General features: G+C 40.4%; 12 protein-coding genes. 10 read left to right on the top strand and 2 right to left on the bottom strand.

Annotated elements, in window-relative coordinates; genetic code table 11:
• The first annotated feature begins 80 nt into the window (after window positions 1-80).
• The 5 genes from DUL71_RS31695 to DUL71_RS31675 all read left to right on the top strand — a co-directional run bounded on the left by DUL71_RS31695 (window position 81) and on the right by DUL71_RS31675 (window position 8064).
• Window positions 81-539 (top strand): hypothetical protein, encoded by a 459-nt coding sequence (locus tag DUL71_RS31695; protein ID WP_114941810.1) that lies wholly within the window; start codon window positions 81-83, stop codon window positions 537-539.
• Window positions 540-889: 350 nt separating this feature from the next.
• The gene (locus DUL71_RS31690; RefSeq protein ID WP_114941809.1) at window positions 890-3511 is read left to right on the top strand and encodes an ATP-binding protein; all 2622 of its coding nucleotides are present in this window, start codon (window positions 890-892) and stop codon (window positions 3509-3511) included.
• 1 nt (window position 3512) lies between these two features.
• Entirely contained in the window at window positions 3513-5777 is a 2265-nt protein-coding gene (locus DUL71_RS31685) for a hypothetical protein (RefSeq protein WP_114941808.1), read from the top strand.
• A gap of 57 nt (window positions 5778-5834) precedes the next feature.
• Entirely contained in the window at window positions 5835-7007 is a 1173-nt protein-coding gene (locus DUL71_RS31680; RefSeq protein WP_114941807.1) for a DNA cytosine methyltransferase, read from the top strand.
• Complete coding sequence (locus DUL71_RS31675; protein WP_114941806.1) at window positions 6985-8064, top strand: restriction endonuclease; 1080 nt, start codon at window positions 6985-6987, stop codon at window positions 8062-8064. The genes DUL71_RS31680 and DUL71_RS31675 overlap by 23 nt, the downstream gene beginning before the upstream one ends.
• Here DUL71_RS31675 and DUL71_RS31670 read toward each other — a convergent pair.
• A complete protein-coding gene (locus DUL71_RS31670) occupies window positions 8015-8503 on the bottom strand; it encodes a very short patch repair endonuclease (protein WP_114941805.1) in 489 nt (162 codons plus the stop codon). The genes DUL71_RS31675 and DUL71_RS31670 overlap by 50 nt on opposite strands.
• Window positions 8504-8880: 377 nt before the next feature.
• Between DUL71_RS31670 and DUL71_RS31665 the strand changes: the two genes are divergently transcribed.
• The 3 genes from DUL71_RS31665 to DUL71_RS31655 all read left to right on the top strand — a co-directional run bounded on the left by DUL71_RS31665 (window position 8881) and on the right by DUL71_RS31655 (window position 12518).
• Complete coding sequence (locus tag DUL71_RS31665) at window positions 8881-9996, top strand: S1/P1 nuclease (protein WP_114941804.1); 1116 nt, start codon at window positions 8881-8883, stop codon at window positions 9994-9996.
• Window positions 9997-10427: 431 nt separating this feature from the next.
• Window positions 10428-10859 (top strand): helix-turn-helix domain-containing protein, encoded by a 432-nt coding sequence (locus DUL71_RS31660; RefSeq protein WP_114941803.1) that lies wholly within the window; start codon window positions 10428-10430, stop codon window positions 10857-10859.
• Window positions 10860-11453: 594 nt separating this feature from the next.
• Window positions 11454-12518: a serine hydrolase domain-containing protein gene (locus DUL71_RS31655; protein ID WP_114941802.1), complete on the top strand. Its 1065-nt coding sequence runs from the start codon at window positions 11454-11456 to the stop codon at window positions 12516-12518.
• 155 nt (window positions 12519-12673) lie between these two features.
• Here DUL71_RS31655 and DUL71_RS31650 read toward each other — a convergent pair whose 3' ends face one another.
• Window positions 12674-13096: a response regulator gene (locus DUL71_RS31650; protein WP_114941801.1), complete on the bottom strand. Its 423-nt coding sequence runs from the start codon at window positions 13094-13096 to the stop codon at window positions 12674-12676.
• Between the two features lie 202 nt (window positions 13097-13298).
• On the opposite strand from DUL71_RS31650, the gene DUL71_RS31645 reads away from it, so the two are divergent.
• Window positions 13299-13634: a hypothetical protein gene (locus tag DUL71_RS31645; protein WP_114941800.1), complete on the top strand. Its 336-nt coding sequence runs from the start codon at window positions 13299-13301 to the stop codon at window positions 13632-13634.
• Between the two features lie 167 nt (window positions 13635-13801).
• A partial coding sequence (locus DUL71_RS31640) for a CHASE3 domain-containing protein (protein ID WP_208645714.1) occupies window positions 13802-14875 on the top strand: 1074 nt, incomplete at its 3' end.

Genomic DNA, 14875 nt, shown 5'->3' with positions numbered 1-14875 from the left:
AGTCCGGTTTTTAGGAGGGGTTACAGAATAACGGCATTCGTTTTCGTACCGATCAGGTCAATCAAGCACTGATCGACGAATTGAAAAAGTATCGTATTCGCCCCGAATTTATCAACCTATTCAAGTTAATCGTTCGAGAAGTTGCAAAAAACAAACACAAACTAAACGAGAACCAACAAAATCAAACTAAAAAGAAAATTGATAGTCAGCAACTAAAGTTTAGCCGTGCAAAAGAATTACTGTTGTCTGGTGATCTTGATGCGGATGATTATCGCAGCATCAAGCAAGAAACAGAAATCAAGATTACTGCTCTTCGTCGAATATTGACAAAAATCAACACTTCATTCGAAACTATAGATTCGAATATTAAGAATATAGAGAATCTGATGCTTGACTTGGTCTATTCGTACCAGAAGGCAAGTGTGGAGCAAAGGCGTACGCTGATCGATATTTTATTTCCCGAAAAAATGATGTACACCATTAATGGACTTCATTGTCCATCAATAGATGTCAAATTAAGATTACTGTATAACTTATAATTCTACGTAACCATATAATACTATGGAATGAAAAAACGCTTAACATAGTTTATCTTTATTGTACTTCTCAAATGATATAAATGGTTATCCTTCAGTAAAACCGCGCACGGTTATACAAGATAAGATTCAGAACCTCAGATCTAAGGCAATTGTAGAATGTGAATTGTAACCTGAAAAGTCGCCGGATTATTTACTATAATGTTTGCTATCTTGCATTGCTTATGCTCATTTTGCAAATATTATAAACTCCAATTCTTTTTATAAAATGGAACTGTTGCGAAAGTGCATTGCAGCTGGTTATCAATAGTACACATTTAATGTTGGGATGACATAAATAATCTTACGGGTCTATGAAATTTACTTACAATCCTCGTGTTATACGGCATTTAGGAACTGAACTAATTACGAACGACGAAGTGGCGGTCACTGAGTTGGTTAAAAATTCTTACGATGCGGGCGCGAAGAACGTAAGACTTCACTTAATGACGCAGATATCTTTATTAAATACCAAGCAGTTATTAGTACCTGTATCTGATGCTGTACTTCAAATTCCGCAGATAGCTGATGCCGATCGGCTGATGATACTTGAAGATAACGGGTCAGGTATGACGAAGGACGTCTTGCGTGATGCATTCTTTGAGGTTGCCTCTGACTTTAAAAAAGAATTAAAAAATGGCCGGTCTGAAGGCGACAATATTATTTTAGGTGATAAGGGCATTGGCAGGTTGTCCGCACAAAGGCTTAGCGGAATACTTATTGTAGAAACTACATCCTTAACGGACAGATCGGTTGCAGTTGTAACTATTGACTGGGAAAAATTCATTAACGACGACAATGCTGACGCACCAGAAATTTACCTTGACAAAAACGCTGAATTGTCTTATACCCGGCTTTGGTTTATCGGCACAGACGAACACCCTTTGAGGTTCGGACATTTTGTCGAAAGGAAACGAGCCTTCCAAATGGACATATTCGAAAATATCACGGGGAAGGGTGAAGAATATGTCGAGGTTAGAGAAGAACTTCAAACAGCGTTAAGTTTTCTTTTTTCTCCGTTTGACGAGCAAAAAAAGGTCCTTGATATCGAAGTTTTTGTGGATCATGAAAAGGCCATTTTGAATTTCAATTATCAAACAATCAGACTTGCTGAAACTATACACTCATTCTCTACCACGCCCGTACTTGATGAAAATAAAAATGTAAAAGACATTACTATCAAGTTAAGTATGGAGGTAAGACCTTGGTTCATTGAACGTATGCATATGCGAGAATTGGGTAAAGTGCTCTATCAGGACTATCGTTTAAGCCCCTCTGGTTATGCGGAACTGCTTGAAAAATATCAAGACAAATTCACAACATCACTTTCTGAAGAAATTTTGTTGAGTGACCTGATCCAAAAGTGGCGGTTGGATGAAAACTTCAATGCATTTTTCAGAAAACTTACTCCGGCCGAAGGAAAAATATATTCATTTAAGCGAGAGACACAGCTAATGCGGATAGCCGTCAACTCTGCGGTTGCCAATGGTTATCTGGAAAAGAAAAGCAATTTTAATTCCCATATTAAATCTTTCTTGGACGCCAACAACGGAGTTAAACTCTACCGCAACAGGTTCCGGGTAGGAACGATTGGCAGTAAAGGAAATGATTGGTTAAATCTCCAACAAAAAGTAACCAGTGGTCAGCAGTTTTATAGGTTTGAACCAGGTAATATCGTCGGTTATATTAATGTAAACGATCCCTTTCAGCGCTATATTTACGAAACGAGTTCCAGAGAACATTTGACGAATAACCTGTTCGTCGAATCACTGCAATCAGTTTTGGATTATATCCTTGAAGCATTTGCACCGCGTTTTAACAAACGTGCGGCTGATATCACCAAAGATATTTTGGATCAGGAAAAACTTATCCCGCAAAACGACACGGATGACATTAAATCTGAAGTCAAAAAATCTGAGGATCTGCTTAAAGCCGCAAATGCAAATATCAAGGCTATTCAACAAGCATTTAAGGTGATCAATGAAAATATTGGACTTGAAAGTAATGAAGAGATAGAGGCTATTAAAAATGTTTTGAAAGGTCTCCAAGAGGTAAGTAACAATTTCGAACAAAATATTGGTGATGCACAGCAATCCTTTCAAAGCGCTAATAAATTGCTGCAGATTGCTGAAGCCGAACAAAGACGAATCGAAGTTGAGGCTTACAACAATTATAAACTGATGGCAAACGGGCTTGTTACCGAAGTTATCACGCACGAACTGCATTCCCTTCTTTCTAACAACTCTTCCAACAATGCGATGCAGGAACATTTTACTGCGCTGAAAGATTACCTTTTTGAGCTCAAAAGTTACACTCTTAACAAGAATCACTTGGAGCCAGTCAAAGAAAGGTTTGACGCCATGTTCTCTAAAATGAGTGATCTTAACCGTTTTTACGCCTTCTTAGAGAAAACCTTCCTTTATAAAGGAAACAGCCATGATTTTGAAAAGGTCAGTGTACACGAGTATCTGGACGAGCTGAGGACACGTTTTGATTTCCGACTGAAAAAGAACAAGATCGAACTCAGGTATGATTCCGTTGACCAGGTTTGGGTGGTTCCCAAAGGTTCACTCACACACGTTTTTTATAACCTTATCGATAATGCTATTGCATGGATACAGGAACGCAACCGTCGTGCGGGATATGACCGGACTTTTGAAAGTTCAGAAGAAGATTACATCATTATTGAAGGTAAAGACCCTAATACCATACACCTTTACGACAGCGGGACAGGTGTGCTGGACCGTTATCAGCACACCTTGTTCAACTCACTGGAATCTGGTAAAGAGAACGGGCGCGGAATGGGTTTATACATTGTGAAAAACTTCTTAAGATCTTTTGGGGCAGATATTGAATTGCTGCCAGATAAAAATAGTTACAATAACAGGTACATTTTTGAAATAAGAGTAAAAAGTAACGATAAAGATTCAGAATAACATGGCAACCTTAACCGAAATCACAACAAGTTTAAAAGCAAAATATGTTGTTATTGTAGAAAACGACCTTCATTATCAGCAAGATCCATTAGTTGTATTAGGCACTTTCGTACAACTTTCAGATTTTAAAAAGAATAGGATATTATTGGCTGTTTTAGCCACAGGAAATCAAGCATTACATGATGAATTAAAAGAATTTGACGATTCATTCCTTGGGTTAGAACATGATGCAGAGCTGCAACAGGCACTTCTGCCAAAAGAGGTCACTGAATATTTGAGAAACACCAAGGGTGAGCATCTGCTCAAACCCAATTTGATTGAATTGCTGGCAACAGCACTTATTATTAATAGCTTTCAGGAATTATTTCTCAGAAATGGTATCCTGAAAGTTACAGATGCACGTTATCACACTTTACTTGATGCGCTCAAAGCCATTCCCGGACTTGAGATCACCTATTACCGTTCAAGACCTGCCCAGGCTGAACTGGGCTCTTTCGCTGCCGATATATCAGAAGGTCTGGTGTTTACCGACAGCAACTTTTATATCTCGATCGTCGACAAAATGCTCGGCCAGGGACATGACGAATCTGGCAAGCAATTCCTCGCCGAAGATCTGCCATTGCTTAACGAAAATAACGGGTTGCGGGCATTAGCTTTTCTTTTCACCAGTACGGCTAATGATGCCATGCCTGAGAGTTTTGAACAGTATTCTTTACGGGAAATACAAAAGGACGGAGAGAATATTATAAACGTGATAGAGCATTGTCTTACAGACAGCGCATACGCTATTGTTTTCAAATCTTTCCGAGATGGTTATCTTGAAAGCAGCGAAAAGGCGTTCAAATCTGCTTTACGTAACCAGGAAAATATTAAGCATATCGCTGAAAAATCACTATCAGAAGGCATCTCAATATTTGATTCTGTAAGATTATGGCTCGATCAGGTTGTTCAATACCACCTTGAACACTACAATATTTCACAGCTCAGTTATCATCTTGGACTAACCCGTTTTTTTGACGAGAGTTTAGGTAACCATACTACTTTAAAGGAATATGGTGCAGAACTGGAAAAACTAAATTCATACGAACTTTTTGATGACAATGTAAATCGTAAAGCGTTACCTATCTTCCCCGGCGATATTTTTTACATTAACGGTTCCTATTATATTCTCATGGGCCAGGTTTGTGACACTTTGGTAAGAGAGTCTGGAACAAGAGGTGCAAAAATAGGTGAGCTGCTTAAAATTGTTACCAAACCCTTTAAAAATGACGATGACGAGAAGTTTAAAGTAATAGTAGGCAAAACTAAAGATATCCAAATCCTCCATTTTAACAATCAAAAAACAGATAGTTTCGAAGTTGCAGTAATCGAGATAACCTCGAAAAACACATATTATGCAGATTTTGAAGTGCTCGACCTTTGTGCTTTTAATGAAGAAGGCAAAGCAGAGATCTCATTTGTATCAGATGAAAAGACGTTCGTGCCGTTACTTACTGCTGAAAAAAGGGCTTTTTACGCCCATCTCAAAGAAGAATTTAAGAGTTTATATACAAAATATCAGGATAAAATTGATGACCCTTATAAGATCGTATCGAAGCGAAGTGGAATAATTATTCAAAAGAAGCTGACGTTTAACACTGAAAGGGTTTCGAGGCTAAAAGGACGTTTTTATGACTCCTTATATCAGCAGTTAAACAACTATAAAGCAAGAATAGACCTGAATCTTATAGATCCTGCAAAGAGCACACCATCGGAAAAATTACTTGATATCAAATTTAAGCATACCGGAATTGAGCAAGCTGGCATAGCGGTACAACTGTACAAAAGAAAAGGTGAACCATCATATATCACTTTAGCAGAGATTTATGAAAGTTTGGACGCAAATTTCAAAAATACACTTGAAAAGGCAGGCGTAGTGCGATTGAATGATAAAAATGCCGCTTATTTTTTGACCAAAAAGGAAGGAGGCGACCGTCTTTTACTTGAGGTACCATTAAAATATACCGACAAAAGCAGGAAATTAAAAGTTCCGGAATCAGATTCTATTCGCTATGCCAGGATTTTTAACGAAGAATTGAATGAAAGGGGATTTACTTACAAGGATAATGGTGAACGGGGGGAACTCAATGAAATCGGCGAAATAAAATTGGATGACATTTTCCGGGGAATTACATTGCTGAATAACAATAAATTATTATCAGTAGCTAATGGCGAGGTAATAATCAGAAGTGAAGAACTGGAAGTAAAACAGGCAGATGTAGAATAACGATTGCTAAAAAATTATGCATCATTAAGCCTTTTTTGTTATTTTGCACATTGTACTATGGATAATAAAATCGGAATTTTTTCATTCTTTGCAGGTGCTGGTTTTTTGGATTTAGGATTTGAAAAAACTGGTCATTTCGAGACGCTATTTGTTAACGAATACCATAAAGCTTTTATGGACATCTATAAAGGTGCCCGGGCAGGTTTGGGCATTCCTGCTCCCGTTTTCGGTCATGATATAACCGATATTACGAAATACCTGGAGCCTGCCCGTATCAAAGAACTCAAAACTAAACTGGCAGAAGCAAAAGAAGAACACGGCATTACAGGGTTTATTGGCGGCCCGCCTTGCCCTGATTTTTCTGTTGGAGGAAAAAACAAAGGCCAGCACGGTGAAAATGGCAAATTATCCGGCACTTATATTGAATTGATCTGTACAGTAAAACCGGAATTTTTTCTTTTTGAAAATGTAAAAGGCCTATACCGGACAAAAAAGCACCGTGAGTTTTTTGACTCGTTAAAGGAAAAACTACGGGCTGCCGGCTATTACCTGACAGAAAAACTAATCAACGCGATTGAATTTGGTGCTCCCCAGGACCGGCAAAGGATCATTTTGATAGGTTTTCATAAAGATTTTCTGCCCAGTAAAATAAAAAAACATAATCCGGAAAAAACTTTGCAGGAATTTGACTGGAACAAAAACACACGCCATAGTCAAGAACAAATATTTGCACAGAACTGGCCTTCCACTGACTTGTTCACCGAGGATGGTTTAAAGGAAATGCCGGATAACATTCTTCATGAACTGACCGTTCAACACTGGTTTAATAAAAATGATGTATCCAATCACCCGAATTCCAGACATTACTTTCAACCAAGGAACGGCTTAGTAAAGTTTCAAAGTATTCCAGAGGGCGACGATCAGAAAAAATCTTACAAACGGCTACACAGGTGGCGGTATTCGCCTACTGCTGCGTATGGAAATAACGAGGTACACTTGCATCCTTATAAAGCTCGCAGAATTTCCGCGGCCGAGGCACTGGCTATCCAGTCGCTTCCGGCAGACTTTATTATTCCCGATAATATATCACTCACTGATATGTTCAAAACCATCGGCAACGGGGTGCCGTTTCTTGCGGCAAAGGGTTTGGCTTTGAATATTTATGATTTTATTGACAGTATAAAGACAAAAAAGGAAACTGAAATATATGCAGAAGCTGACAGCAGGTAACCTTGCATCTTTTATTGACCAGTTGGATAGAAACACCAGCTACAATTACATCAACCCTAAAAATAAAGGACTGATAAAGATTATATCGGTGAGTAGACCGGAAGGTCCAATCAAGATAAGAAGATGGCAACCTGAAAAAGGAGAAACCTTTGCAAATGCTATTGATGAATCCATCTCCAGTGAATTGTTATGGCGCGTTGCCAATGCTTTCCTACCGGGTTTTCCGGTAAATATAGACCGATTACTTGGCGCAAGTTATAATACTCGTTCAGTATTAGAAGCTTTACTTGCGCACAGCCCCCAGTTTTACTATTGTTATCCCGGACGAATTGAAAATCTTGGCGGAAGCTCGTCAATTAAAACAGGGCATAAACATTTGCTATGGTTACCCGACGCACCACATGCTAAAGGACAAATAACCCGTTCAAATTCAGAAATAATAGTTTCGGAGGCCCCAAAGACCGACGCTTTTTATGAGTCACTTGCAGCGCCGTCTGATCCGACCCCTGAGATCGACATCGAGATAAAACGGCGGCACGCCCAAATTCAGGTCGCCTTATATTATATTGGCAAACAATTAAATTTTAGAACCTGGATCGCACAAAACGACAGAGGTATTATTTATAATAATAAACGTATCGGTGATTTTGAAGGGGTAATTCCGCGCTTGCAGGACGAAAGGTTATTAACTGCTTATCAGGAAGCTGCACAAGCCGCTCTTCTGATCGATTGCATTTGGTTTAAAAATGGTTCATTGATGCCCGCTGTTATTGAAGTTGAACACTCTACCGGTGTTACCAGCGGATTAACAAGAATGAAAAACTTCAAAGATAAATTTATTCCTCTTCAAAACGTACGCTACGTAATTGTTGCAGCTGATGAGGACCGGGACCTTGTTTTCAGAGAAGGAAATAAATCCCAATTCAGGGATCTGGATACGCGCTTCTTTCCGTATTCAGCGGTAGAAGAGCTTTACTCGCTATGCCAGCGCCGCAAGATCCGCGGAGTTACGGAAGATTTTCTGGATTGTTACATGGAGCGTGTGGTTGCAGCTTAGGGGGCCGCAGTTTTCTCTTAGAACGTTTCTCATCCAATATCTCTTTTATTTCAGCTGCAATTGCGCCAACATTCTTTTTGATATCCTTTTCCCAATATCTTAAAACAGTCCAGCCACTTGATATTAGCATATCGTTTATGTTCTGATCCCTGCTAATATTGTTCCTGATTTTCGTCAGCCAAAATTCACTGTTAGTACCGATACGTTTCTCTAAAGAGTTAAAATCTTTTCCATGCCAGAATTCACTATCGCAGAAGACAGCCACCTTGAGGCCTATAAAAGCGAAATCCGGCTTTCCTTTGATGGTCTTCACATTTTTACGATAACTGACACCCAGCAACCTTAATTCCTGTGCTAACAATAGTTCTATTTTAGTTCCTGTACTTCGAATACGGGACATGTTGTAACTTCTTGTTTCCTTTGAGTGAACATCAGCCATATTTATATAACAGATTTCCAGTCTAAAAGGTTGTTAGATTTGAAAAATCCCGGTCGTTGTTGTTTTATTACGCATTAAGCTTTGCAACAGCACATGCCGACCAAGTTCCTGCTTTTCCTTATTACTCATTGCCCAGCCCAATGCTGACTTTAGCCAAGAATAACTGATTGTTAACAAGGATCAAGAGGCGTTCATGAAATACTGTCAAACTTTTACAATTATATCTACCCGAACCAGAGATCTAAAAATAGATTTCATGAACACAATTCAGTGGTCAAATAAATATCACTTGTGATTCCACAAAGACCATACTAAATTAATTAGCAAAAATTCAAATAAAGATCTCCACCTGTCATTTGCTTTCATACATTTGCCACATGAGAAAACAAGTATTATCAATTACCTTGATAGCCTTATCAGCAGCTTTGATTTCCTGGGGATATAAAGGGCACAGAGCTGTGGCGACTATAGCGCAAAAGCATTTAACGTCAAATACAGCCTATGCTGTTTCCGCTTATTTAAAAGGTGAAAGCATGGCGGATGTGAGTACCTGGGCTGACGATCACCGCAACCCGACAACGGGTAAATGGCATTTCTTGAACCTGCCTTTAGGTTTGAACCACCAGCAGTTTGTTGAGTTTGTTAATCAGCAAAGTAATGATAATGTTTACGGGGCTATACTTAAGGAGGAAGCTATTTTAAAAGATCAGGCTTCGACACCGGATCAAAAGAACAGCGCCCTTAAATACCTGATCCATTTAGTCGGTGACGCTCATCAACCGATGCATATCAGCCGTGCCGAAGATAAAGGCGGTAACACGATCCAGCTGCGCTTCGCTAATGCAGGGACTAACCTGCACAGCCTTTGGGATAGCAAGCTGATCGATCATGAAGGATTAAGCGAGGAGCAAATTGCAAAACAATATGACTGGGCCAATGAGGCGCAAATTAAGAAATGGCAGGCTGATAGCCCTATGGAATGGCTTTGGGAGAGTTACCAGATCAGTTCCGAGCTTTACGCTGATGTTAAACCAGGACAGAATATCGATGAAGCCTATTATAAGAAGTATATTACAACCGTACATTTGCGGATTGACCAGGCTGGTATCAGGTTGGCCGGGGAGCTGAACAAGTTGTTTAATGATACGAAGGTTAAGATCACTAAGGTAGAGTTGTTACCTCCCCCTCCTGTACCAAACACTTCTGCTCAGGTTCCGAAGATCAAACTTGAGGATGTAAAAAATAACATTGGAAATAATGTTACTGTTACCGGAAAGGTATTTAGCAGTAAAGATATCAAGAGTATGGTACTGGTTAATCTCGGCGCAGCTTATCCAAAGCAGTTATTGACAGTGGTATTGAAGGGAGATGCCAGGCAATTAGCGGGTCAGATAGATGATAAGACCATTACTGTACAGGGAAAGGTGATTGACTACCAGGGCAAAGGTGAGATTGTTGTCGAGGATGTGCACGCAATAAGTATTGAAAAGTGAGTTGACAATGCAATAGTCATTGTTAAAGGAAACGCCGGGCTGATTGAGCCCGGCGTTTCTTGTTTTATTGCTCCCGGCTCACATGAAAGCTCGCCCCTCATCCCACTATTTAATGTTGATTTGTCTCAATCCCTTATACGTTCTTTGTGCAGAAAAGCGTCGTGCGAAACCAAGCGGCTAACAGGATTAAAGTGTAGATAAGCTTACACTGAATGTCGATGACTTTCCAAAACTTCACAAGCGATTTACATTTCGTTATACAATCGTACCTCTCCGTAACAATCATCCTTAACGATATCTAAATTAGTAGTCAAAATATAAACCAGTAATTTTTGAAGTTCCATTCAACGTATAGGTTTTAGCCGCATAAACTGCCATTACCTGTAATATTTATAAGCCGGCATTTTAAGTGATTTTAACAATTTGGTGATATGAACAATGTCGTTAGCCTAAAGATCAGTACGCCCTGCAATTCGACAAAGCAGGCAACAGCAGGAACAGCGCGGGATACCCACCGCGGCAAAATTGTGGAATACATTGTCCGCCGTCATCCATTCGGGCTGAGCGAAATTTCACGAAAACTCAACGTGAGCCGGCGGACTTTATACAATTGGTTTGAAAAAGAAGATCTTGACATGAGCGATATTGTTAAAATCGGCTTCGCGATAGGTTATGACTTTTCAAATGAATTTCCCGTGGTTTATGAGCACAGCCATGCAAACTTAAAAGATCAGGCAACAGAAGAAGCTGTTCGCGTTGATGGCGGGAACCAGGCTGTATATTACTGGATGGAGAAATATATCAGGCTGATGGAGCAGTACAACGAAATTTTAAGTTGTAAAATGGGTAATCCAAAAAGATGAAAGGATAACAGCAAAGCGGAATGCTGATTTTTGAGTGGTCAGGGATCATTAATTACATAACTTGCAGGCTTAAAAACCGTATCACCAGGTATTATATGGCTATAAATAGTTGCTCCCTACGCTTCCCTGGTATAAAATTTATTCTGGCATTTGCCGCATAAATACCTTTTTACCGGCATCCAGAAAAATATGACCCTGATGATTTTTTCTTTCGGGATTCGTTTCGTTGTTATGCTCCTGCACTGGGGGCAAACGATGTTCTTTTTATAGTTGTTTTGAAATATTGAAACAGACATGGTGTTTAAACGCATATTTGTATGCAGGAGTTTGAAAATTTCTTCTTTTTAAAATACAACATGTTTAACCCGGGACTTCGTTCATCTTTCATGATACCAGGTACCGATGTTATGGTTCTTGACAATAGCCTTTAGGCGTATTTACATCATGGACATTTAACGAACTTTCAACAATCCGGCAAAACTGTTACAAGATTTTAACCTCTTGATTTTGATTCATTTCCAACTCTATCAGTTCCGCTAAAAATAACGTGTAACCAACTACTTGTTTTATCAGTCTTATCCTGAAAGGATCATCATGACGCTTAGTTTTCAAAAATTGATCGGTTTTCTAACCGTTATACTAATAATCTTTAACCCGACGGTTTCGTGGGAACAAGCCATCAAACCGGTGGAAATGCCTGCTGATTGCCTGGACAGTATCCCGGTTTTGATGAAACGCTATAAGATACCTGTCGTGGCGGTAAGTGTTTTAGAAAACGGAAAAGTAAAGCAGACAGAAGTTTATGGCCGGCTCGAAAATGGTAAGGAAGCTGATGCCCGTACCCTGTTCAATGTAGCTTCTTTAACTAAGCCAATTACCGCTATCGTCGCATTGAAATTGATCGATGCCGGTCAACTGGACCTTGATGAACCGCTTGACAAATATTGGGTAGATCCCGATCTCGAACAAGATCTGCGCTATGAAAAGCTAACAGCCCGTATCATATTAAGCCATCAAACAGGGTTCCCGAACTGGCGCTCGCAAAACCCAGACAAGAAGCTTGCTTTTATGTTTGATCCGGGTACAAAATACAGTTACTCCGGCGAAGGCTTTGAATATTTGCGTCATGCCCTGGAGCGTAAGTTTAACCGGCCTTTACAAAAGTTAGCCGACTCAGTTTTGTTTAGCCCGCTGCAGATGAAAAATACCCGCTACGGCTGGAGTCAACATTTGGATTCTGCCCGTTTTGCCGACCCGCATAACAACAAAGGTGAGCTTATCAAAATGAAAAAGATCACGCAAACCATAGCCGCAGACTGGCTGGTGACTACTATCGGTGATTACACCAAATTCGGATTGGCTGTTTTGGACGGGACAGCATTATCGCCGAAAATGTTCATCCAAATGACTACTCCACAGGTAAAAATGAAACCGGGATCGGTTGAAAACATGGGCCTGGGATGGGAAGTAATGAAGCCTTTAGAGAACGGAGAATACCTGCTGATGCATACCGGAGCAGATGATGGAGTAAAAACACTGATCATTTTATTACCACAGTCCAAAAGAGGGATCATTTTGTTTACCAATGGAAACAACGGGTTTGACCTGGTCAAAAATGTAATCAAAAGCGCTTTTCATTTGAAAGAGCTTACCCCCTGATCACCTTAAGCCCATGGGTAGCAACATGCCGAACTTAGCTAGATTTGATAGTCATGGCGACTATTATAATTTAAACCCAAACGATCATGATAACTTTGATGCATTTGATAGTAGCATTTTGCTCCGGATGCAAACCAGCCTCCTATCAATTTTCTCTAAGAAACAGGCAATTTTTTATCCCTTGAAAGCAGTCCGTCGATGACCTTTAAAAATTCCTCTATATCAAACGGTTTGCTGAGAACGGCATCGCAGCCATATTGTTGCAAATCCAAATCTGGCCCCGTATAAGCTGACCACATAATCAGCGGCACATGCTTTAGGTACGGATGAGACTTTAGCCTCCGGCAGATATCCCCACCGTTTCCGTCGGCCAAACGATAATCAACGATCAACAAATCCGGCTTGTAAGCTTCAGCGTATAAAATAAAAGATGCGCTTAATCGTGTGTCACGTACTTCGAAATCCTCATACAAAAGGATTTCCTTAGCAACGTCAAGTATGTCCTGGTTATCGTCGAGCAATAANTTAGCAACGTCAAGTATGTCCTGGTTATCGTCGAGCAATAAAATCTTTTTCATTTTCCTTGGTTTAGCATTCGGTATAAAACGGAAAGCAATCAGGCCCAAAGAATTAATCGCATTTTACAGACGATACGTTGGTTGCCCCCAATAAATTCAAGACAACAAATATAAGAATAAATTCTAACTCATATTCATTATTCTTTCTTAATAAGAAATTTCTGGTAGAAAAATTGCTTTTCAATATTTAAAGCCGATATAAATGAAGCCATTTTTTTCTACTCTAAAATCAGGTTTAAAAATAATGATCCTGCCGGATACCATTGCACATATCAATGGCCATCCGATAATTACCGCTACCTACAGCATCTACAGACAAAGCACAGAGCTATCAGAGGATGTTAGCAGGAAAGAAACAACAGAGCTCCTGGAACCTAATCCCGATCCTGATTATTTGGGGATGGTAAGATTTGATGTACCTGAGCGGGTGTTCAGCTACGAATCAGGGCGCGAATTCTTCCTTGACAGCGACGAAGTGCGAGAAGTTATTCAGTTGCTATCGGAAATACGGAAGGACCGTTCCTTCTGGCAAGAATGAAGGAATTATTGAGGACTCGGTTCAACCTATCTTTAAGACAAAAGGTTTAAAAGCTTACACAATGGCGGTCATGAACGCAGTAGTTTCCATTTAGCGAATTTGCCGGGGAAACCTTATCGTTTATTTGATTTTTATTTAGTTTTACTCGCTGCTAATAATCTTCCGCTATGAACAAAACATTTTACCGTAACCTACGGATAGGCTACGGCATGTCGTTTGCAATACTTGCCGTCGTCGGGTTTATGTCCTACCGGACACTGATCAGCCTCATTGAAAATAACAAAGCGGTCGCTCATGGCAACCTGGTAATGCAAAAGCTCGAGAAGGCCTTGTCGCTGATGAAAGATGCGGAAACCGGCCAGCGTGGCTTTTTACTCACCGGGAAGCAACACTATCTGGAACCTTACCGGGGTGCATCGCGGCGAGCGCTTGATTTAGTTGACGAAGTTGACAAACTAAGTTCAGATTATCCGGAACAGCAGCGCAACATCGCTTTGATACAGCGTATCATGCGCGAGCGGATGACCATACTCCAGATCTTCGTTACCGGGAAACTAGCGGGCAAGGAAACAGACCAGTTAGAGCTTGATAAAGGTAAAGCCGCAATGGATGCCTTAAGGGAGGCGATCAGCAAAGCGGAAGCGTTCGAGCAAAGGCTTTTGGACCAAAGGGCAGAATCTTTATCCCGGCTCGAGAACTTTACCCCGGTGGTTTTCATGATCGCCATCATTCTCGGGCTGCTAACGGCTGTGTTCTCCTATATCCGCGCCAGAAACGACTTTCAAAAGCAAGAGCATCTTATCAATGAGTTAAATGCTCAGAAAGAAGAAATAGCGGCATTAAACGAAGAGCTTACGGCGGCAAATGAAGAGGTCACTGCGGCCAATGAAGAACTCGTCGAGATCAACAGTGAAATACTCGAATCCCGCGAGGAATTGGCAACGGCTAACGAGTCATTGGAGCAAAGGGTTGAAGAACGAACAATGGCACTTAGGGAAAGCGAAGAAAAAACCCAGGCCCTTAATGAGGAGTTGACCGCCATCAACGAGGAACTTGCCGCAACCAATGAGGAACTCATGGCAACTAACGAAGAGTTAGCAGAAAGTCAGCAGGAATTACAGCGTTCACTGGCAGAATTAAAAGCAGGGGAAGAACGAAACGCCAAACTTGTCGCCATAGTCGAATCGTCGGACGACGCGATTATCGGCAAAAACCTTGACGGTATCATCACCAGCTGGAAT

This window comes from Mucilaginibacter endophyticus (genome assembly GCF_003351025.1).
GTDB classification, from domain to species: Bacteria; Bacteroidota; Bacteroidia; order Sphingobacteriales; family Sphingobacteriaceae; genus Mucilaginibacter; species Mucilaginibacter endophyticus.
This window is presented reverse-complemented; position numbering and strand designations above follow the sequence as displayed.